This window comes from Pseudarthrobacter sp. 10T415, from assembly GCF_056394175.1.
In genome coordinates, this window is sequence record NZ_JBFTHJ010000011.1 from 60,619 (window position 1) to 81,230 (window position 20,612).

The following is a 20,612-nucleotide window of genomic DNA, read 5'->3' on the forward strand; positions in this document are numbered from 1 at the left end:
GGGCCTACCAGCTTCCGGTGACAAACCCGTACAGGACGTAGACCAGCGGGGACGCAAACACTATGGAGTCCAGCCGGTCCATGACCCCTCCATGCCCTGGCAGGATGCTGCTCATGTCCTTGACGCCAAGTTCGCGCTTCACCATGGACTCCGCAAGGTCACCGGCTGTGGAGGCCGCCACGGTGCCGACGGCGAGGACCACGCCCACCCACCAGGGCTTGTCCAGGATGAAGAGGCAGGCCAGGACGCCGATCAGGACGGCGCCGGCCACTGAGCCGGCAAAGCCTTCCCAAGATTTCTTGGGGCTGATCTTTGGTGCCATGGGGTGCTTGCCCAGCGATGCCCCCACCAGGTAGCCGAACGTGTCATTGGACACCACCAGCAGCAGCATGACGGCGATCTGCCAGGCGCCTTCCGGGACGGCACCTCCCGGCCAGAGGCCCAGTGGCGTCGCACCCCCGGCGGCGTGCAGCGGCAACGCGGCGAAGCTGATGAAGAACGGCACCCAGCCCAGGGTGAAGACCCCGGCAAAAATGCTGTTGGCCGAGCCTGCGGCGGTGTCGATGGATCTCCAGAGCAGCACAGCCACCGAACTGAGGAGCATCGCGAAGAGCAGGCTTTCGACGCCCCCGAGGTACGCCACGAACGGCATGGCCACCGTGCCGGTCATTACCGGAACGATGGGCATCCTGGTGCCGTTGGCCTCCAGGGCACGGTAAATCTCCCAGACACCGAAGATGGCGAACGTGGTGGTGACCGCCACGAAACCCAGCGGAAGGAACAGCAGCCCGCCAAGCACGGCGAGCAGCATGGCCAGGCCCACCACAACGGCCGCCGGAAGGTTCCGGCCGGCCTTGGGCGTTGGGTTGCTCCTGGGCTGCTTCCCCCGTATGCGCGCCCGTGGTGCGGGGGCCTGATCTGCCTGGCCCATCAGACTTCGAGCAGCTCTGCTTCCTTGCGCTTGAGCAGCTCATCGATGCCGTCCACGTGGGCCTTGGTCAGGCCGTCCAGCTCCTTTTCGGCCCGGGTGCCCTCGTCTTCGCCGGCTTCGCCGTCCTTGACCAGGCGGTCCAGGGCTTCCTTTGCCTTGCGGCGGATATTGCGGATGGACACCTTGGCGTCCTCGCCCTTGGTCTTCACGATCTTGACGTATTCCTTGCGGCGTTCCTTGGTCAGTTCCGGGATGGTGATCCGGATGACGTTGCCGTCGTTGGACGGGTTGGCTCCCACCTCGGAATCGCTCAGGGCACGTTCGATGTCCCGCAGGGCGGTCTTATCGAACGGTGTGATCAGGATGGTGCGGGCGTCCGGGATGGCGAACGAGGCGAGCTGCTGCAGGGGCGTGGGTGAGCCGTAGTAGTCCACCAGGACCCTGTTGTACAGGCCGGGGTTGGCGCGGCCGGTGCGGATGGAAGCGAAGTCTTCCTTGGCAACCTCTACGGCCTTGTCCATCTTCTCTTCGGCTTCGAGCAAGGTTTCTTCGATCACGGTCTCTCCTGGGGTTCTGGTGCGGTCCGGGGGGCCGGTTCCATGCACACGTGGTTCTCTGTCGCTGCTTCCGCCACCGCCCGGGAGCGGCAGCGGAACTGTCCTGAAAACATCCTAGCCGGAGCTAGGCGGAGACCAGGGTGCCCAGCTTCTCTCCACGGATGGCGCGGGTGACGTTGCCTTCGCCTTCCATGCCGAAGACCACCATGGACAGGTCATTGTCCTTGCACATGGTCATGGCGGTCTGGTCCATGACACGGATGTCGCGCCGCAGGGCGTCGTCGTAGCTCAGGGTCTCCAGCCGTTCGGCGGTGGGATCCTTCTTGGGGTCCGCGGTGTAGACGGCGTCAACGCCGCTCTTGGCCATGAGGACAACATCCGCGTGGACTTCAAGGGCGCGCTGGGCGGCCACGGTGTCCGTGGAGAAGTACGGCAGGCCGGCACCGGCACCGAAGATGACGACGCGGCCCTTTTCCATGTGGCGGATGGCGCGGCGCGGGATGTAGGCCTCAGCCACCTGTCCCATGGTGATGGCGCTCTGCACGCGCGTCTCCACGCCCGCCTGCTCCAGGAAATCCTGCAGGGCGAGGCAGTTCATGACCGTGCCGAGCATGCCCATGTAGTCCGCCCGCGAGCGGTCCATCCCGCTCTGGGACAGTTCGGCGCCGCGGAAGAAGTTTCCGCCGCCCACCACGATGGCCACTTCAACGTCCGGGACGGCCGCGGCAATCTGCTTGGCGACGTTGCGGACGGTCTCGGGATCGACACCCAGCTTCCCGCCGCCGAAGACCTCGCCGGAGAGCTTCAGGAGGACCCGCCGTCGGCTCTTCTCTTGCTGCATTACAGTATTGACGGCTTCCATGGTGCCTTCCCGTTGGTGACGTTCGAAAAAAGGTTATCCTGCCGGAACCGGTGGCCGGAACCAGTGATGCCCGGTGCCCGGCGCCCGGCGCACAACTCTGGGCACAAACCGTGCGCATGCAAAAGGGGCGGCCACCGAAGTGGCCACCCCCTTACGTGTTCGACTAGGCGCCGACGCGGAAACGCGCGAACGCGGTTCCCTTGACACCGGCCTCTTCGAGGATCTGGGCCACGGACTTCTTGGCGTCCTTGGCGAAGGCCTGGTCAACCAGCACCTCACCCTTGTAGAAGCCCGTAACGCGGCCTTCCACAATCTTGGTGAGGGCGGCTTCGGGCTTGCCCTCGGCCTTTGCGGTCTCTTCGGCGATGCGGCGCTCGGACTCGACCAGGTCGGACGGAACGTCCTCGCGGGTCAGGTAGTTCGGGGCCATGGCGGCGATGTGGACGGCGACGTCGTGCGCGGCGGTGGCAGCGGCTTCGCTTTCACCGTCGACAGCGAACAGGACGCCGACCTGGGCCGGGAGGTCCTTCGAGGTCTTGTGCAGGTAGGCATCAACCGTTGCACCCTCGATGCGGGAAATGCGGCGGACGACGACCTTTTCGCCCAGGACAGCGCCTTCTTCGATGACGACCTCGGACAGCGGCTTGCCGTCGACATCGGTGGCGAGGAGGGTTTCGAGGTCGGCAGCGCCGGACTCGACGGCGACGGCCAGGACCTTGTCGGCCAGCTGGATGAACTTGTCAGCCTTGGCAACGAAGTCGGTCTCGCAGTTGACCTCGATCATGACGCCGACGCCGTTGCTGACCTTGGCGGCAACGAGGCCCTCAGCGGTGGAGCGGCCTTCGCGCTTGGTGGCGCCCTTGAGGCCCTTGATGCGGATGATTTCGATGGCCTTTTCGGCATCACCGTTGGCTTCGTCAAGAGCCTTCTTGACGTCCATCATGCCGGCGCCGGTGCGCTCGCGCAGGGCCTTGATGTCAGCGGCAGTGTAGTTCGCCATGTGAACCCCTCTGTCTAGAAATTTGTTGTGGTGTACGGACTGACAGGATGGCTGCCCGCGGTGCGGGCGGCCATCCTGTCAGCAGCTCCGGCTGCGGACAGCACGGAGAATCCGGATTTAGCTGTGTTACTTGGCGTCTTCGGCGGGAGCCTCGGCAGCAGCCGGGGCTTCCTCGGCGGAAGCGTCAGCAGCAGCCGGGGCTTCCTCGGCGGAAGCGTCAGCAGCAGCCGGGGCTTCAGCGTTTTCTGCCGGAGCAGCCGCAGCAGCTTCCTCGGCCTTGCTGCCTTCGAGGAGCTCGCGCTCCCACTCAGCCAGAGGCTCTTCGGGAGCTTCGGTGGTGCCCGAGCCGCGGTTGTTGCGGGCGATCAGGCCCTCGGCGACGGCGTCGGCAACAACGCGGGTCAGGAGGTTCACGGAGCGGATGGCGTCGTCGTTGCCCGGGATCGGGAAATCGACTTCGTCGGGATCGCAGTTGGTGTCCAGGATGGCCACAACCGGGATGTTCAGCTTCTTGGCCTCGTCAACGGCGAGGTGTTCCTTCTTGGTGTCCACGATCCAGAGCACGGAAGGTGCCTTGGTCAGGTTGCGGATACCGCCCAGGTTGGACTCGAGCTTGGTGAGCTCGCGCTTGAGGAGCAGCAATTCCTTCTTGGTGTAAGCGGAACCAGCAACGTCGTCGAAGTCGATCTCTTCGAGTTCCTTCATACGCTGGATACGCTTGGCGACCGTCTGGAAGTTGGTCAGCATGCCGCCGAGCCAGCGCTGGTTCACGTAGGGCTGGCCCACGCGGGTGGCCTGCTCAGCGATTGCTTCCTGGGCCTGCTTCTTGGTGCCGACGAAGAGTACGGTGCCGCCGTGGGCAACGGTGGCCTTCACGAACTCGTAGGCGCGGTCGATGTAGGACAGCGACTGCTGAAGGTCAATGATGTAGATGCCGTTGCGCTCGGTGAAGATGAAGCGCTTCATCTTCGGGTTCCAACGGCGGGTCTGGTGTCCAAAGTGGACGCCGCTGTCAAGCAGCTGGCGCATAGTTACGACGGGCATGCCGACGCTCCTTCCGGCAGGTCATTCATGAGATAGCCGCGAGGCTTCTTACCCTGCCAATAGTTGACGGTTGATTAGCGTGGCCCGGATTGGGCCGTGCTCCTGGCATCCATCGCGCTTCCCATCCGTACTGTTGGACGGACCGCAGGAGGCGCGATCCTCCATTGGTGTGGCCGGGGCCATGCCGTTGGAGGGCTGGATGCGCGTAGTCAGCCGGCCGCTCCCCCACACTCCTGAATGAGTTGTGCCGACGCAACCTGGACAGGCAGCATCACCGAAAAGGTGGACTGCCGGGGCGGACGCGTTGAGGGCGCAGCAAACTGCTCCGTCAATAGTACTACAGGGACCACCGCCCACGGGACGCGCGGCGGGTGCCTTCGGGGCTTTTCCACATAGGCGCGGGAGGCCCGTGACCGCGCGGTTTTGACGGGCGCATGCTGGGCACATGAAACCACCGGTCCTGCTTGCCGCACTGCTGCTGCTTCCTGCGTCGGTCTCATACATTCCCGAGCCGCTGTCCCTCAGTCCGCGGGGGCCGGTCCCCGCGGCGGCAACGCTCCAGGCGCTTCCGACGGCGGCGGAAGACGTGGGCGCCTCCGTTGCCCGCCCGTCGTGGGACTGGCCGCTGTCACCCCGCCCGCGGGTACTGCGCAGCTTTGATCCGCCGCCCAAACCGTGGCTCAGCGGCCACCGGGGAGTGGACCTGGAGACGGCAGGTCCGGCGGCGGAAGTGGTGTCGCCGGCGGCCGGAACTGTCAGCTTCGTGGGCGTGGTGGTGGACCGGCCGGTGATCACCATAGATCACGGTGCCGGCCTGCGGAGCAGCTTCGAGCCCGTGGACAGCCCCCTGGCGGTCGGCGCCGCGGTGACGCAGGGGCAGGTCATCGGCACCGCCCTCCCCGGCCACTGCCCCGCCGCCGGCTGTATCCACTGGGGCGTCCGGCAAGGCGAGGAGTACGTCAATCCCCTGCAGTTTGTCCTGGACCTGAGGCCTTCAGTCCTGCTGCCGCTGCACGGAACGCCCTAGACGATGGCCGAGATACCGGTGATGGCGCGCCCGGTGACCAGGGTGTTGATCTCGGCTGTGCCTTCGTAGGAGTAGATCGCCTCCGCGTCGGCGAAGATCTTCGCCATGCCATAGTCAGTGACGATGCCGTTGCCCCCAAGGATGCTCCGCCCCAGGGCCACGCTCTCGCGCATCCGTTCGGTGGTGAAGGCCTTGGCCAGGGCAGACTGCTCATCCTTGGCCAGGCCGTCATCTTCGAGCTGGGCGAGCCGCACCATCATCCCCATCGAGCTGACGGCGTTGCCCAGGATCTGCACCAGCTGGTTCTGGATGAGCTGGAAGGATGCGAGCGGACGGCCGAACTGCTTGCGCTCCACGGCGTAGCTTCTGGCAACGTCGAAGGCCGCCAGCTGCTGGCCCACAGCCTGCCACGCGACAGCCAGCCGCGTTACCTTCAGGACCTTGTTGACATCCCGGAAGCTGTTCGCGTTGGCGAGCTTGAAGAAGTCCGGCACCACGACGTCCTCGAGGACAATGTCGGCGTTCTGCACAGTCCGGAGGGAGATCTTGTTTTCGATCCTGGTGGCACTGAAACCGGGCAGGGTGGTGTCCACGAGGAAGCCCTTGACCTGGTTGTCAGCGACGTCGCGGGCGTAGATGACCACCCAGTCGGAGAAGGTGGCGTTGCCGATCCAGCGCTTGGCGCCGTTCAGGATCCAGGTGTCGCCGTCCCGGCGGGCGGTGGTGCGGGTCCCGCCTGCCACATCGCTGCCCCCCAGCGGTTCGGTGAGGCCGAACGCGCCGATCTTCTTCAGCGCGTAGATGTCCGGCAGCCACTCCTCCTGCTGTTCCCGGGATGCCAGCGCTTCGATGGACCCCGTGAAGAGACCGTCGTGGACCCCCAGGAAGGTGGCGATGGAGGCGTCGGCGCGGGTCAGTTCGGCATGGACCAGCCCGGCGAAAAGGTTGGAGTGGCCCTGGCGCCGGACAGGGCTGACGAGGTCCACTTCGGCGAGCTTGGGGATGAGGTCCATGGGGAACTCCCCCCTGTTCCAGCAGTCCGTGGCGATGGGGCGGACCTCGCGGGCCAGGAAGTCGCGGACCTCGGCGAGGCGGTCCCGCTCCTTGGCGGAGAGGAGCTGTTCGAAAGCGTAGAAGTCGCCGTCCGCGTAGGGAAGGTCATGGAGGTCTGCAGCAGGAGTGGACATGGTTGCCTTCCGGGGATCAGCGTGCTTAGCCCAATGACGGGCTCAGTATGTTACTGGTCAGTAACATACCGCAGATCCTGCGGTTAGGAAAGGGAACAGGGTCCATGGGGACGCCCGGCAGTGCGGGCACCCACGTGCCGGCCGGCGCACGAATCCGGGTTAACGCAAAAACCGCGGCCGGACGTTGATCGTCGGCCGCGGTTGCGCATTTCTGCCCGCCGTTCCTCACGGCGCAGTAGGGCTACTCGGACTTGAACCGAGGACCTTAGGATTATGAGTCCCGCGCTCTAACCAGCTGAGCTATAGCCCCAAAAATACCCCGGGCCTTCCGCGCGGGGCGCGGCGGCAGGGCAGGAACACTCTAGCAAATGCCGGGGTGCTGTCAGACCACCATGTCCTCGTACCGCGCGCCGCGGTACAGGTCCTCGAAGGTCTGCAGGGTGCCCCGGATGCTGTGCGGTTCCACCATCTGGCGGCTGGCCTGGCCCATGGCGGCCTGCTGGTCCTTGGGAAGCTCCAGGATCTGGGTGATCTTCTTAGCGAGGTCGTCGCTGTCGTTGGGGGTGAACAGGTAGCCGTTCTGCCCGTCCCGGACAAGGTGCGGCAATGCCATGGCGTCTGCCAGGACCACCGGGGTGGATGCGGACATGGCCTCGAGCGTCACCAACGACTGCAGCTCGGCCGTTCCCGGCATGCAGAAGAGGTTGGCTTGGATGTAGGCCTTCCGCAGGTCCTCGTCGCTGGCCAGGCCCAGGAACTTCACACGGCCCCCCAGGCCGAGGCGCTGCACCAGCTCTTCGAGCGCCGGCCGCACCTCGCCACCGCCGACGATTTCCAGGTGCACGTTCAGTTCCGGCGGGGTCTTGCCGATGGCCTTGATCAGCACGTCCACGTGCTTCTCCTCGGCCAGGCGGCCCGCGAACAGCACCGTGGGGTGGGCGTGCGGTTCAATGGTTTCCCCGGGCTGCAGCTCGTAGGCGGCGGAGTCAATGCCGTTGGAGAGCGGGAGCACCTTGCGAAGGAACGCGTGCTCATGCATTGCCTTGGCTGCCAACGGAGTAGGCGTGGTGACTACGTCCGCCTGGCCCATGACCTTGCCCATGTCCTTCCAGGAGATCCGTCCCACGATGTCCTTGAACCACTGCGGGAACGGCAGGAAGGGATTGAGGTTTTCCGGCATGAAATGGTTGGTGGCGACGATCCGGATGCCGCGCTTCACAGCCTCGTAGAGGACGTGCTCGCCAATCATGTAGTGGCTCTGGATGTGCACCACATCAGGCTTGACCTGGTCGAACAGCAGGCTGATTTCCTTCTTGATCTCCCAGGGGAGGCAGATGCGGAACGTCTCGTGCGTGGGCACGCTGTGCGAGCGGAGCCGGTGAACGGTCGCTTCATCGCGGAACTCGGAGTAGCTTTTGCCCTTGCCGTCGCGGCACGCCAGGACATGGACGTTATGGCCCCTGCCGGTCATGCCCTTGGCGAGGCGGTAGCCGAACTGGGCGGCGCCATTCACGTGGGGCGGGTAGGTGTCCGCGGCGATCAGGATGGTCAGTGGCTGGTCGGCTGGCGTGGTCACGTGGAGGGCTCCTGATGGTCACGGTGCGGACAGCGTTGACTGGCTGCACGGTTGGCCGCCGGCATCGGCGCGGCTGGGCCTCATGGGCTGGATGGCTGGTGGGCGGATGGGGCTAGTGGGACGGCCTGCCCGGGGACTTCCGTGCGTCCTTCTTGCGCTTGGTGACCTCGGGGTGGTGCCGCGAAAGGGCGATAACCCCAACGATAGCAAGGAGCGCGGCGGTTCCCATGGCAATGGCCATGACGGCGTGGACGTCGGGGCGCAGTTCACCCAGGATGATGATGCCGATGGCGATTCCCACCATGGGATCAATGACCGTCAGGCCGGCGATCACCAGGTCCGGCGGACCCGAGGAGTACGCGCTCTGCACGAACCAGGACCCCAGGCCACCGGCGGCGATGATTGCGACCACGGAGTACCACTGCACGTTCAGCAGGAACAGTCCGTTGGGGTCCAGCAGGTGCTTGCCGATGATCCGGGTCAGGACCGCAACGAAGCCGAAGAGCACACCGGCGCCAAGGATGTAGATGAAGGCGTTCATCCGGTGCCGGAACATCACCGCCAGGGTCCCGAAGAGGCCCACCGCAAGGGCGAGAAGCAGCACGATGGTCAGCTCGTCTTCGGGGCTGACGTGGTGGTTCTCCTGGGTGACGTTGACCGCGAGGAGGACGAAGAGTGCGGACCCCGTTACGCAGGCAGTAATGGCCACCACCGTGGCGCGGTTGATGGTGAGGTCCTGGTCCCGCGCATTCACGATGGTGGTGATCACCAGGGCGATGGCGCCGATCGGCTGGATCACGGTCAGCGGCGCCGACACGAGTGCCACCGCATTCATGGCCATCCCGGCGCACAGGAGCAGCAGGCCGAACACCCAGCGGGGATTCCGCAGCAGGCGCAGGAATCCGTTCGAACTCAGGGCTAGTCCCCCGGTATCGGCCTTCACGGCACTGCCCTGGCGCTGGGCTCCCAGGGCGAGGCAGAACGCTCCCAGCACGGCGAGGAGGACGGCCATCCATATCATCAGGAGGTCCCGCCGTCGGGCGTTGTCTGAGCCCTGCCCTTGCGCAGCATGGCCCAGACATAGTTGTAGGCGGCAATCCAGTGGCCCACCAGGCCCAGGCCCAGCACGATCCACGCCGCGATGAAGAGGGCGTGGGAGAAGCCGGTGTCCAGCCTGGAAAGCACCAGCATGGGGGTGCCGAGGAGCAGCAGGCCGGTGCGCACCTTGCCCACCGCGCTGACGGGGAGGTCAGGGTGGCCGCGGAAGAGTGAGAGCGTCAGCGCCAGCAGCACGGCGTCCGGAATGACCAGCGCCGCCAGGTAGAGCCAATGCACGACGCCGGCAATCACCAGGGTGACGGCTACGGCCAGGAGCGCCAGCCGGTCCGCGATGGGGTCCAGGACCCGGCCCAGCCGGGAAGCCTGGTCGAACCGGCGGGCAACGTAGCCGTCCACCCAGTCGGTGCATGCCATGACCGCCAGGACCACCACACCGGCGCCGTATTCCTTTTGCGCCAGCACAAGCCAGATGAAGAGCGGAACCCCCATGAACCGCACCACGGTGAGGAGGTTGGGGATGGTGAATACGATGTCATGGTCAACCTGGGGGCGGTCCGGACGGGAACCGGCACCAATGAACTTCACCTGTCCCCCTTCCTGTTGCCGCCCTGCGGCGTGGTCCCTGCCGGGCAGTGGCCTGCCGGCGCTTGCTGAGCCGCCCGCCACCTCGTGGCCCGAAATGTTCATGGAGCTGCTTGCCGGGCACCTGCCCGGCGGGTTGGTCCTAGTAGGTGCGGATCAGCTTCCGCAGCAGGACCACCAGGACAGTACCCGCGGCAGCCAGTGCGGCCAGCGGCTTCCACCGGTCCTGCAGCCCGCCGGAGGATTCGGACAGGCCAGCGAGCTTGTATGCTGCTGCGTCCTTCCCGCGACCGGCCAATGCCTGGCCCTGCCGGGCCTTGTCCTGGGCAACCGCGAGCAGGTACCTGCCCTGGGTCTTGACGTCCAGTTCCGTTCCCAGGTTGTCGCGGACTTCGGTGAGGTGCTGGCGGCGCTGGCTCAGGCGCCGGGACAGTTCCGGCTCCGACGCGTGCGGGAATTCCTTGTCGTGCTCGGCGGCCTTGGCAGCCTTCTCGGCCTTCGCCTTGGCAGCGGCCTCTTCCTTGGCTGCCTTCGCGGCCTTGGCCTCAGGGCTTGCCGGGTCCAGCACGGCAGGGTTGAAGGCCGAACCTTCCTTGGCCACGCCGATATCGTGCTTGATGCCCCGGATGGTTTCTTCCGGCAGCAGGGGCATGGCCTTCTTGAACCTGGCCAGGCCGATGAGGCCGCCTACCAGGGCGATCAGCAGGAACGCGGCGGAGACCAGCAGGGCCGCCAGCCAGGCGGGCATGATGGTGGCCAGGCCCATGATGGCTGCAACGATCAGTCCGACCACCAGGAGGGCCAGGAAGACCAGGGCAACGGCGAAGAAGGCGGCAGCGACGCCCACCTGCACGCCTTTGCGCTTGAGTTCGATCTTGGCGAACGCGATCTCGTCGTTGATCTGGCGGGGCGCCAATCTGGCAAGGAGCTTGACCGTTCCGGGCAGCGCGGTGATGCGCAATCCGGGTCTGGTCTGCCCGCTGTGACGTCCGCTCATCGGTTCCGCCTAACTGGTTTGTGTGCTCGATCCGGCATCGTTTGTCCCGGGAAATGTGCACAGGCACAGTCCCCGCCACAAAACTACCATTCAGGTTCAGGGCGAACTTCGGGGCTTGCCGGGCGGCCCTGATTACAACGCTGCAAATCATGGGGTGCCGGGCCTAGGATGGACATCCGTGACCACTGCTTCCAATCCGGGCGACCTGCTCAGCCACCGCCGCAGACTTTTGTACATCTTCCTCCTCGGCGCCCTGACCGCCCTGGGGCCCTTCACCATCGACCTGTACCTGCCGGCTTTCCCCGCCTTGGAGGCCAGCCTCGGGGTTACCGAGGCGCAGGTGCAGCTCACCCTGGCAGGAACCACCTTGGGCTTCGCGTTCGGCCAGCTGGTGGTGGGTCCGTTCAGTGACAAGTTTGGCCGCAGGAACCCGCTGATCATGGCCACAGCGCTGCACATCGCCGCGTCGATCGGCGCGGCGCTGTCCACGGACATCACCACCCTGGGGATCTTCCGCGTGCTCATGGGTGTGGGCGCTGCGGGCGGCGGCGTGGTGGCGATGGCCATGGTCCGCGACCTGTTTTCCGGCTATGCCATGGTGAAAATGTTTTCCAGGATGGCCCTGGTCAACGGCCTGGCGCCCATCCTGGCGCCGGTAATCGGATCGCAACTGCTGCTGGTGATGCCCTGGCCCGGAATCTTCGTGTTCCTGGCCTCCTACGGCACCCTGGTGATCGTGGCAGCGCTGGTCCTGGTCCGGGAAACGCTGCCGCCTGAGAAGAGGGGGCAAAGCGGCATGACGGCCCGGCAGCGCTACCGGGTCCTGTTCAGCGACCGGATCTTCGTGGGCCTGCTGATGGTGGCCGGCCTGAACTTCGGCGGACTCTTCACCTACCTCTCGGCCTCGCCGTTCCTGTTCCAGGGCATGTTCGGCTTCTCAGCCCAGGAGTACGGGCTGCTCTTCGGCATCAACTCGCTGGGCATCGTGGCCGGCGTACAGACCAGTTCACGTCTGATCAGGCGCGTCCCGCCGCAGTGGATTCTCGCCGCAGCCACGGCCTGGATGTTCCTGATGGCCCTCCTGATCGTGGTGTTCGACCTCCTGGGCTTCGGCCTGTGGGGCGTGATGGTGCCGCTGTGGTTCTACATCCTGGGGACCGGGTTCATGTTCCCCTGCGTGCAGGTCCTGGCGTTGGCGAACCATGCCTCGCAGGCGGGCACCGCCGCTTCCCTGCTGGGTGCCGCCACCTTCATGATGGCCGGGCTCATCTCCCCCGTGGTCGGGTGGCTGGGCATCAGCAGCGCCAGCATGGGAGGGGTCCAGGCCGTCTGCATCCTGCTGGCCATGGCAGCCCTGTGGCTGGTGGTCCGTCCCCGCACGGTCCCGGCCATCACCTGACATGATGAGGACATGAAACACCGGCCGCACCGGAATGGACGGGGACTCTTCCTCGGGGCGGTGCTGGGCGCCGTCGCGGGCTACTTTGCGGGACGCGCCGCCGGCAACCCGGCGATGGGAATCATTCTTGGCTCACTGGCAGGCGCGGCGCTGCTCTACCGCGTCAACCCGGGCAGCCGGAACCGGCGCTGAATCCCGGTTGGGACGGCGCCTGCAGCAATTGCCGGAGGCAGCAGCCGCGTGGCTGTACCGGGGCAATTGGCTGCGCGATAAAATGTGTCCGTGCCCAGTTGGCAGGATCGACCCCAGCTACCGGCCACATGGCAGCGATGCGATGCCCGGATCCTGCCCCTGTGGTGGGACCGGGCGTGCGCCCAGATGGGTGAGCAGTCGGCCGCCCTGTACGCTGCCGGGCTCTTCACCGAGGACCGCCGCCGGCCCATCGCCCAATGGTTCAACCCAGCGTTCAAAGCCGCGCTGCTGGTGGCGCCGGAAACCTCTCCGGAGTGGCCCGTGCAGCGGTTCGGCATTTTCTACGCACCGCCGGATGCGGGCTTCGTCCGGATCCACTCTGCCCCGCATGAATGGAGCCCCCGGCAGCCCCGCAGGTCCCCCACCGAACAGGAAGCGTTCCTGGCCGCGATAGCGGAGGCGGAGAGGTTCCTGCAGGTTGAAATGGACTTTGTGTGAGGAGGCAAAAACCCCCGTCCTCAAGTGGAGGACGGGGGCTTTTCCGTGCAAGCTCCTCCTGCTGGACTTGAACCAGCAACCCTTCGATTAACAGTCGAATGCTCTGCCAATTGAGCTAAGGAGGAATGAAGCAGGTACGACCTTAGCAAAGGATTCCGGCAAAAGTGAAATCGGCGGAATCCCCCGCCTTCCGGCCTGTTCCGGAAGGGAAAAAGAGCCAAAAAAATCCCCGTTCCGGAAGACCGGAACGGGGATTGGCAGCTCCTCCTGCTGGACTTGAACCAGCAACCCTTCGATTAACAGTCGAATGCTCTGCCAATTGAGCTAAGGAGGAATGAAGCGGGTATTAGCCTAGCAAACACCCCGGCTGGAAGCGAAATCGGCGCATTGCACCGCCATCGGGACAGGCATCGCGCCAGCCACCAGGTCAGGCATCGGAGCGCAGTGACCTGCGCTCCATCTCGAGCATCATCAGCTCGCGGTTGAGCCGCTGGAACGCCTCAGGGTCTGCAGCGGGATCGAGCCGCTGGAGCTGGCCCATCTTGTCCGCCTTGACCCGGGTGATCTGCAGCTCGAACAGGCGCGACAGGATGTCGCGGCAGTACTTCTGCACACCTTCCTCAGTGCTCGCCGGCAAAGGCACCACCGCCAGCTCGGACACCAGCGGCCGCAGAGGCTCCGGGACCTCATGCATCACGTGCTCAACCCAGCGCGCAGGGTCGGTCACCATGCCGGGGCCGGTGGCGCGCATGGCGTCATGCACGGCCTGGAAGGCCGGGGTGGCAAACCTGGCGGCGGCGAAGCGGTCCCAGACTGCCCCGGAGAGCAGCGCCGGCTCCTGCAGCGCCACCTCCAGCGCCTGGCGCTCCATGGAGGCCACAGGGTCCCGCGGGTCGGGGCGGTGATAGGACGGGACGGCGCCCGACGCCGGTCCGGCAGCAACGCCGGGCCCGCCGGCTTCTGCGGGCCTTCCGGCAGCGTGGCCGCCCTGTTGTGCCGAGGCGGTCCCTGCACCCCCCTGTGGGCCCCCAGACGCGCGTTTCATGGCGACGGCCACGGCCCTGTTGGCCTCTTCGACGGACATGCCCAGCCATCCCGCCAGCTCGCGGGCGTAGGCGGGCCTGATGCCGGCGTCGCGGATCTGCCCCACCACCGGAGCGGCTTCCCGCAGCGCTGCGACGCGGCCTTCCACGGTGTCCAGGTTGTGGCGCTTCAGCGACGCCCGGATGGCGAATTCGAAGAGCGGCCGGCGGCTGCTGATCAGGGCCTGGACGGCCGCGTCCCCACGGGCCTGGCGAAGGTCGCACGGATCGGCGCCGGTGGGTTCCACAGCCACGTAGGTCTGCGCAGTGAACCGCTGGTCCTCCTCGAAGGCACGCAGGGCCGCCTTCTGGCCGGCGGCGTCGCCGTCGAAGCAGAAGACTACCTCTCCCCCGGTGCCGTCGTCGGAGAGCAGGCGCCGGGCAATCTTGATGTGCTCGGTGCCGAACGCCGTGCCGCAGGTGGCTACCGCCGTCGTAATTCCTGCAAGGTGGCAGGCCATCACGTCGGTGTAGCCCTCCACCACCACCAGCTGGCGCTCCTTGGCGATGCTTTTCTTGGCGAGGTCGATGCCGTAGAGGACCTGGGACTTCTTGTACAGCGTGGTCTCGGGGGTGTTGAGGTACTTGGGCCCTTGGTCGTCCTCGTAGAGCTTGCGCGCGCCGAAACCTATGGTGTCACCGGCGATGTCCTTGATGGGCCAGATGAGGCGTCCCCGGAAGCGGTCGTAAATGCCCCGGTTGCCTTCGCTGAACATCCCCGTGAGCTTGAGCTCGGCATCGGTGAAGCCGCGGCCGCGCAGGTGTTTGAGCAGCGCGTCCCAGCCCTGCGGGGCGTAACCGCAGCCAAAGTGCTCGGCGGCAGCGCGGTCGAACCCGCGGCCGAAGAGGAAGTTCCGTGCCTCGGCGGCGCCGGGGGTCAGCAGCTGGGCCCGGAAGAATTCATCGGCAATCTTGTGGGCGTCCAGCAGCCGCTGGCGCCGCCCCACTTCCTCGCGGTTGGGCCCGGTGCCGCCGTCCTCATAGCGCAGCTCGTAGCCGATGCGGGCGGCAAGTTTTTCCACTGCCTCGTGGAAGGAACTGTGGTCCTGCTTCTGCACGAAGGCGATGACGTCGCCGTCCTCGCCGCAGCCGAAGCAGTGGTACCTGCCTACCTGCGGGCGGACCGTGAACGACGGCGAGCGCTCGTCGTGGAAAGGGCACAGGCCTTTCCACGTCCCCAGCCCGGCACCCTTGAGGGTGACGTAGCCGTCCACCACTTCCTTGATGTCCGTGCGCTGGCGTACTTCGTCGATATCTTCACGTTTGATCAGGCCAGCCACAGAGTAATCCTAGTCCCGTGCGCTGACAGCCCGGCCCCTCGTATCATTCCGCTCACCACAGCGAGGGCAGGCTCCCCACGAGGCGCTCGTACATGGCCAGGGCGGACCCGTCGGTCAGCGACGCCACCTGGTCGATCACCACGCGCAGACGGGCACCGTCATCCCCGGCATCGCGCCAGTCTGCGGCGAACATCGGCTCCAGGTTCCGGTCGCCGGTGGCGCTCAGGGCCGTGACCAGGGCATGCAGGACCTCGCGCTGGCGTTCATAGATGGGTTGCCGGTGCTCGGTGGTCATGACAAACGTGGTGGCCATGCCCTTCATGACGGCGATCTCCATGACCGTCTCGTCCGGAACCATGAGCTCGGCGCTGTAGCGGGTGAGCCGGCCCGGCCCGTAGACCGAGCGCGTCGTTTCGAGGGCGCTCTGGCAGAACCGGCCGATGAGCTGGCTGGTCATGTTCTTCAGGGCAGCCATGGACTTGCGGCTGCCGTCCGCTTCCCGCACCCAGACGTCGGTGGCCTCCAGCCGGGCCAGTGCGGCGTCGATGGCGGCGGGGTCGTTGTGCGGCAGGTACCACTGCTTGGCGTAGCCCACCACGCGGGCGCGATGGTCCGGGTTATCCATCCACCGCAGCTGGAAGTGCCCGGCAACAATGGCGTCTTCCACGTCGTGGACGGAGTAGGAGATGTCGTCGGCCAGGTCCATCACCTGGGCCTCCAGGCAGGAACGCCGCTCGGGCGCACCCTCCCGGATCCAGTTGAAGATGGGAAGGTCATCCTCGTAGGCGCCGAACTTGCTGGTGCGCCGGCCGTGGATCACCGGCGCGTCGAGTGCGGACCAGGGATATTTCGACGCCGCGTCCAGGCTCGCGCGGGTGAGGTTCAGCCCGGCGGGATGGCCGCCGGCGGTGAGCACCTTGGGTTCAAGCCGGGTCAGCAGCCGGAGGGTCTGGGCGTTGCCTTCGAACCCGCCGATGGCATGCGCCACCTCATTGAGCGCTGATTCACCGTTGTGGCCAAACGGCGGGTGCCCGAGATCGTGGCTCAGGCACGCGGTGTCCACCACGTCCGGGTCGCAGCCCAGCGCGCGGCCCAGCTCGCGGCCTACCTGGGCCACCTCGAGGCTGTGGGTGAGGCGGGTCCGGACGAAGTCGTCCGTATCCGGGGCCACCACCTGGGTCTTCGCCCCCAGCCGGCGCAGGGCCGAGGAGTGCAGCACGCGGGCCCGGTCGCGTTCGAAGTCCGAGCGGTAGGTGCTCTTGGGCGGCTCCTCCACCCAGCGGGCGGAGTCCCGGGAGCCATAGCCGGAGAACGCTCCGGCCAGGGCGGGGCCGGCGGGAGTTTCAGCTACGGGAACCTCAGCCACCGGAAACGTCCAGTTCTGCCGCGGCGATGTCCCGCGACTGTGCATCGTTCAGCGCCCGGGAATCCAGCCAGTCCTTGGGCAGGGCGGGCCGTTTGGGTGACCCGGCCCGTCCGCGCGGGCCTTCTGCGTCGCCGCCGGGGTAGGGCGAGTCCAGGTCCAGCTCGGCGAGGGTGTCGCGGAGAATTTCGAGGCTGGTCACCAGCGCCAGCCGGGTGCGGAGTTCGCCGCCCACCACGTAGCCCTTGAAGTACCAGGCGATGTGCTTGCGGATCTCGCGCAGCGCCTTGCCCTCGTCACCGAAGGTTTCCACCATCAGTTCGGCGTGCCGGTAGACGCCCTCGGCCACCTGGCGCAGGTTGGGGCGGTGGCGGACGTCGCTGCCTTCGAACGCTGCCTGCAGGTCGCCGAAGAGCCACGGCCGGCCCTGGCAGCCGCGGCCCACCACCACGCCGTCCACGCCGGTTTCGCGGACCATGCGCACGGCGTCTTCGGCGGACCAGATGTCGCCGTTGCCCAGCACCGGGATGTCCGGCAGGGCTTCGCGGAGGCGGGCGATGGCCGACCAGTCCGCCTGGCCGGAGTAGAACTGCGCCGCGGTTCGGCCGTGGAGCGCGACGGCGGCAACACCGGAATCGCGGGCGATCCGGCCGGCGTCGAGGTACGTGAGGTGGTCATCGTCGATGCCCTTGCGCATCTTGATGGTCAGCGGGACGTTGCCTTTGGACGCTTCCCGCACGGCGGTCTGCACGATGGCGGTGAAGAGGTCGATCTTCCACGGCAGGGCGGAACCGCCCCCGCGGCGGGTGACCTTCGGGACGGGGCAGCCGAAGTTCAGGTCGATGTGGTCCGCGCGGTTTTCTTCCACCAGCATCCGGACGGCCGCGCCCACTGTGCCGGGATCCACCCCGTAGAGCTGGACGGACCGGACTTTCTCGTCGTCGTCGTGCGAAATGATCCGGAGGGACTCGGGGGTCCGCTCCACCAGCGCGCGGGACGTGACCATTTCGGCCACGTACATGCCGCCGCCGTATTCACGGCACAAGCGGCGGAAAGCGGAATTGGTGATCCCTGCCATGGGGGCCAGGATAACCGGCGTGTCCACGGTGAGGGGACCCAGCTTCAGGGGCGGGAGTTCCAGCCGGGCGACGGGTGGGGTTGCTGCAACAGTCACTGTTCCATTGTTGCAAATCCGGCCAAATCGGGTGCCGGCACCAGTGCCGATCGGTCCTGTTGCCGGCCTGCCGGCGGTGTTAACGTGGCCCCGAACGGGTCCGGCCGGGCCTGGCTAACCACGAGGAGTAACGATGCTCTCAGACACTTCACTGCCGGTGGTCAAGGCGACGCTGCCCGTCGTCGGGGAAAACATCCGGGAGATCGCGTCACGCTTTTACACCCATATGTTCCAGGAGCATCCGGAACTGCTGGACGGCCTGTTCAACCGCGGCAACCAGGCGGACGGGCGGCAGCAGCAGGCACTGGCAGGCTCGGTGGCCGCTTTCGCCGGGTTCCTGGTGAACGATCCCACGCACCTGCCGGACCATTTGCTGTCCCGGATCTCGCACAAGCACGTCTCCCTGGGGCTGGCTCCGGACCAGTACCAGGTGGTCCATGACAACCTGATGTGGGCCATCGTGGATGTCCTGGGCGACGCCGTCACGCCCGACGTGGCCGCGGCCTGGGACGAGGTGTACTGGCTGATGGCCAACATGCTGATCAACAAGGAACGCGGGCTGTACGACGCAGTCCGGATGGGCCCGGAGACCATCTGGCGCACCTGGCGGGTGGCAGAGAAGATCCTGGAGACCGACGACGTGGTCAGTTTCGTCGTGGAGCGCACGGACGAACGCGCGGTCAAGCCCTCGCTGCCGGGCCAGTACGTCACCATCCGGATGGAGATGCCCGACGGCGTCCTCCAGCCCCGCCAGTACAGCCTCACCCAGGCCGACGACGGCCAGCACCGGCGGTTCGCGGTCAAGCGCGTCCGCGGCGACGGCTCAGCGGCCGGGACACCGGACGGCGAGATGTCCACCCTGCTGCACGATCACGTCAACGTGGGCGACGAGGTGACCCTGTCTGCCCCGTTCGGCGACGTGGTGCTGGAGTACACGGACCGGCCGGTGGTGCTGGCGAGCGCCGGCATCGGCATCACCCCCATGGCTGGAATGCTGTCGCACCTGGTGAAAGCCGGCTCGCAGCGGAAGGTGGCGTTCCTGCATGCGGACGACTCCCCCGGGACCTTTGCGCTGCGGAACCAGGTCACGGCGGACATCGCGGCCCTGCCGGACGCGTCCCTCAACGCATGGTTCCTGAACGGGGACGGCGGCGCGGCCGACGCCAACGTGCACACGGGTTTCATGAACGTCCGCGACGTGGAACTGCCTTCCGACGCCGAGTACTACCTTTGCGGCCCGGTGGCCTTCATGCAATCGGTCCGCAGCGCCCTTGTGGGCCTGGGCGTACCGGCCAGGGACATCCAGTACGAGGTGTTCGGCCCGGACCTCTGGCTGGCCGACTACCAGTAGGAGCCGTCAGCCGCGGTCGGCCCTGCGGCCCCGGCGGGCGGGCAAGGTTTCGTCCCCTGAAGGCAACTCCCCGCCGTCGTCCGTCCACGCCCCTGTTGCGCGCTGCCGGAAGCCGGACGGCGAAGTCCGCGGCGTGCCCGTCGCACCGTTGACGCCAGAGGTCACGACGGCGGGAGCTTCCTGCCGGATGCCGGTGGCCTTGACCACCAGCACGGCGATGAGGGTGGTCACCGGGATGGCCAGCACCAGGCCGATCGATCCTACGAGGGTCCGGATGACTTCCTCGGAGAGTTCGGCGCTGGTGAGGGTTTCCCCCAGCGGCCGGTCGTACAGCATGACGATGATGAGGATGGGCAGGGCCGCTCCGGCGTAGGCAAACGCGATGGTGTAGACGGTGGAGGCGATGTGGTCGCGGCCGATCCGCATGGCCGACGTAAACAGTTTGCGTGCACTGCTGTTGGGCGCCAGTTCGTAGAGTTCCCAAACGGCTGAGGACTGGGTGATGGTCACATCGTTGAGGACGCCGAGCCCGGAGATGATCAGCCCGCACAAAATCACCCCCGAAATGGAGATGTTCGCTGACGTGTTGATCAGGGTGGTGGCGTCATGGTTACCCACCCCGGCGAGGTTGGCGGCGCTGGTGGCCCACCAGGCCAGGAGGGCGGTGATCGCCAGCCCGAACATCGTCCCGAGCAATGCGGTGGAGGTCCGGGCGGAGAAACCGTGGGCGAAATACAGCACCCCGATCATGATCACCGTGGATCCCACCAGGGCCAGCAACAGCGGCGGCTTGCCCTCCACCAGCCCGGGCAGCATGAAGCTGGCCAGCACGAAGTAGGCGCCCACCAGGCCAATGAGGGCGCGGAGGCCCCGCCAGCGGGCCACGGCGATGACCACGAAGGCGTACAGGATGGCCAGCAGGACGATGGGCAGGGTCCGGACGAAGTCCACGAAGATGTACGCCGGCGAGCCCTGCGTGGAAGCCGCGCCCTGGGCATTGGAAAGGTTGAGGTAGCGGATCCGGTCGCCGGGCTTGACGCCGTGCGACGTGGCAACGTCCGGGTTGATGACCACCTTGACGGGGCTGCCGCCCTTGTCCGGTTCGGTGAACGCGAACGTGCAGTTGGAGCCCTGGGGCTGCTGGCCCGATCCCTGCTGCGGCCGGCCGCCCTGCCCCTGCTCCTGGATGGCCACGCCCTGCATGCAGTTTTCCGTTGCCACGTTCTTGATGGTCCCTGTATCGAAGGTCACCCCGGGTGCCGTCGAGTAGGGGTTGGCCAGCGAGATGCCGTCCTTGCTTCCGGACGGCCACAGCATGGCCATCCCGGCGAGGGTGAGCAGCGTGATGGGGATCAGGATGGCGGCGAGGATGCGGTTGGCCTTCCTGCGGGCAGCCATCGCCTGGACCGTCGGCTCCGAATGATCTGTGGAAGCGTGGGAGTGTCCTGCGC

At 66.5% G+C, this 20,612-nt stretch carries 19 protein-coding genes and 3 tRNA genes; 5 read left to right on the top strand and 17 right to left on the bottom strand.

The features are described 5' to 3' along the window. Positions 1 to 4: 4 nt before the first annotated feature. The 5 genes from AC1DBN_RS14605 to rpsB form a co-directional block, all read right to left on the bottom strand. A complete protein-coding gene (locus AC1DBN_RS14605) occupies positions 5 to 931 on the bottom strand; it encodes a phosphatidate cytidylyltransferase (protein WP_056083484.1) in 927 nt (308 codons plus the stop codon). Next, positions 931 to 1,488 carry a ribosome recycling factor gene (gene frr / locus AC1DBN_RS14610; RefSeq protein ID WP_015936600.1) on the bottom strand — a complete coding sequence of 186 codons (558 nt, stop codon included), beginning with the start codon at positions 1,486 to 1,488 and terminating at the stop codon, positions 931 to 933. The genes AC1DBN_RS14605 and frr overlap by 1 nt, the downstream gene beginning before the upstream one ends. A 124-nt stretch (positions 1,489 to 1,612) precedes the next feature. Further along, positions 1,613 to 2,350, bottom strand: coding sequence for a UMP kinase (gene pyrH / locus AC1DBN_RS14615; protein ID WP_056083488.1), 738 nt, complete (start codon positions 2,348 to 2,350; stop codon positions 1,613 to 1,615). Between the two features lie 163 nt (positions 2,351 to 2,513). Further along, complete coding sequence (tsf, locus tag AC1DBN_RS14620) at positions 2,514 to 3,350, bottom strand: translation elongation factor Ts (protein WP_056083491.1); 837 nt, start codon at positions 3,348 to 3,350, stop codon at positions 2,514 to 2,516. 126 nt (positions 3,351 to 3,476) lie between these two features. Then, complete coding sequence (rpsB, locus tag AC1DBN_RS14625) at positions 3,477 to 4,394, bottom strand: 30S ribosomal protein S2 (protein WP_477723515.1); 918 nt, start codon at positions 4,392 to 4,394, stop codon at positions 3,477 to 3,479. Between the two features lie 445 nt (positions 4,395 to 4,839). On the opposite strand from rpsB, the gene AC1DBN_RS14630 reads away from it, so the two are divergent. Then, a complete protein-coding gene (locus AC1DBN_RS14630) occupies positions 4,840 to 5,421 on the top strand; it encodes a M23 family metallopeptidase (RefSeq protein WP_091719207.1) in 582 nt (193 codons plus the stop codon). On the opposite strand, the gene AC1DBN_RS14635 is transcribed toward AC1DBN_RS14630, so the two are convergent. The 6 genes from AC1DBN_RS14635 to AC1DBN_RS14660 all read right to left on the bottom strand — a co-directional run bounded on the left by AC1DBN_RS14635 (position 5,418) and on the right by AC1DBN_RS14660 (position 10,822). Next, positions 5,418 to 6,608 (bottom strand): acyl-CoA dehydrogenase family protein, encoded by a 1,191-nt coding sequence (locus AC1DBN_RS14635; RefSeq protein WP_091719205.1) that lies wholly within the window; start codon positions 6,606 to 6,608, stop codon positions 5,418 to 5,420. The two genes, AC1DBN_RS14630 and AC1DBN_RS14635, sit on opposite strands and share 4 nt — an antisense overlap. Before the next feature lie 236 nt (positions 6,609 to 6,844). Continuing rightward, positions 6,845 to 6,918, bottom strand: a tRNA-Ile gene (locus AC1DBN_RS14640). Positions 6,919 to 6,990: 72 nt separating this feature from the next. Next, positions 6,991 to 8,184, bottom strand: a complete 1,194-nt coding sequence (locus AC1DBN_RS14645) for a glycosyltransferase (RefSeq protein WP_314215183.1) — start codon at positions 8,182 to 8,184, stop codon at positions 6,991 to 6,993. Positions 8,185 to 8,296: 112 nt separating this feature from the next. Continuing rightward, entirely contained in the window at positions 8,297 to 9,205 is a 909-nt protein-coding gene (locus tag AC1DBN_RS14650) for a DMT family transporter (protein ID WP_091719201.1), read from the bottom strand. Beyond that, positions 9,205 to 9,828: a CDP-alcohol phosphatidyltransferase family protein gene (locus AC1DBN_RS14655; RefSeq protein WP_314215241.1), complete on the bottom strand. Its 624-nt coding sequence runs from the start codon at positions 9,826 to 9,828 to the stop codon at positions 9,205 to 9,207. Before AC1DBN_RS14655 ends, AC1DBN_RS14650 begins: the two co-directional genes overlap by 1 nt. 139 nt (positions 9,829 to 9,967) lie before the next feature. After that, positions 9,968 to 10,822 (bottom strand): phage holin family protein, encoded by an 855-nt coding sequence (locus tag AC1DBN_RS14660; RefSeq protein ID WP_314215181.1) that lies wholly within the window; start codon positions 10,820 to 10,822, stop codon positions 9,968 to 9,970. 178 nt (positions 10,823 to 11,000) lie between these two features. Between AC1DBN_RS14660 and AC1DBN_RS14665 the strand changes: the two genes are divergently transcribed. The 3 genes from AC1DBN_RS14665 (at position 11,001) to AC1DBN_RS14675 (ending at position 12,911) form a co-directional block, all read left to right on the top strand. Next, on the top strand, positions 11,001 to 12,221 hold the full coding sequence (locus tag AC1DBN_RS14665) for a multidrug effflux MFS transporter (RefSeq protein ID WP_091719197.1): 1,221 nt from the start codon (positions 11,001 to 11,003) through the stop codon (positions 12,219 to 12,221). Between the two features lie 12 nt (positions 12,222 to 12,233). Next, positions 12,234 to 12,413: a hypothetical protein gene (locus AC1DBN_RS14670; protein WP_091719195.1), complete on the top strand. Its 180-nt coding sequence runs from the start codon at positions 12,234 to 12,236 to the stop codon at positions 12,411 to 12,413. A 90-nt stretch (positions 12,414 to 12,503) separates the two neighbouring features. After that, positions 12,504 to 12,911: a hypothetical protein gene (locus AC1DBN_RS14675; RefSeq protein WP_091723908.1), complete on the top strand. Its 408-nt coding sequence runs from the start codon at positions 12,504 to 12,506 to the stop codon at positions 12,909 to 12,911. A gap of 52 nt (positions 12,912 to 12,963) precedes the next feature. Here AC1DBN_RS14675 and AC1DBN_RS14680 read toward each other — a convergent pair. The 5 genes from AC1DBN_RS14680 to dusB all read right to left on the bottom strand — a co-directional run bounded on the left by AC1DBN_RS14680 (position 12,964) and on the right by dusB (position 17,810). Then, positions 12,964 to 13,036 (bottom strand) — tRNA-Asn (locus AC1DBN_RS14680). A gap of 136 nt (positions 13,037 to 13,172) precedes the next feature. Next, positions 13,173 to 13,245 (bottom strand) — tRNA-Asn (locus tag AC1DBN_RS14685). Between the two features lie 93 nt (positions 13,246 to 13,338). Beyond that, positions 13,339 to 15,273, bottom strand: coding sequence for a DNA primase (gene dnaG / locus AC1DBN_RS14690; RefSeq protein WP_477723516.1), 1,935 nt, complete (start codon positions 15,271 to 15,273; stop codon positions 13,339 to 13,341). Positions 15,274 to 15,325: 52 nt separating this feature from the next. After that, positions 15,326 to 16,639, bottom strand: coding sequence for a deoxyguanosinetriphosphate triphosphohydrolase (locus tag AC1DBN_RS14695; protein WP_407681238.1), 1,314 nt, complete (start codon positions 16,637 to 16,639; stop codon positions 15,326 to 15,328). After that, positions 16,632 to 17,810 carry a tRNA dihydrouridine synthase DusB gene (gene dusB, locus AC1DBN_RS14700; protein ID WP_091719191.1) on the bottom strand — a complete coding sequence of 393 codons (1,179 nt, stop codon included), beginning with the start codon at positions 17,808 to 17,810 and terminating at the stop codon, positions 16,632 to 16,634. The genes AC1DBN_RS14695 and dusB overlap by 8 nt, the downstream gene beginning before the upstream one ends. Positions 17,811 to 17,943: 133 nt before the next feature. Here dusB and AC1DBN_RS14705 point away from each other — a divergent pair, with 133 nt between their 5' ends. Then, positions 17,944 to 19,161 carry a globin domain-containing protein gene (locus tag AC1DBN_RS14705; protein ID WP_477723517.1) on the top strand — a complete coding sequence of 406 codons (1,218 nt, stop codon included), beginning with the start codon at positions 17,944 to 17,946 and terminating at the stop codon, positions 19,159 to 19,161. 6 nt (positions 19,162 to 19,167) lie between these two features. On the opposite strand, the gene AC1DBN_RS14710 is transcribed toward AC1DBN_RS14705, so the two are convergent. Next, positions 19,168 to 20,559: a YibE/F family protein gene (locus tag AC1DBN_RS14710; RefSeq protein WP_477723536.1), complete on the bottom strand. Its 1,392-nt coding sequence runs from the start codon at positions 20,557 to 20,559 to the stop codon at positions 19,168 to 19,170. Positions 20,560 to 20,612: the final 53 nt, after the last annotated feature.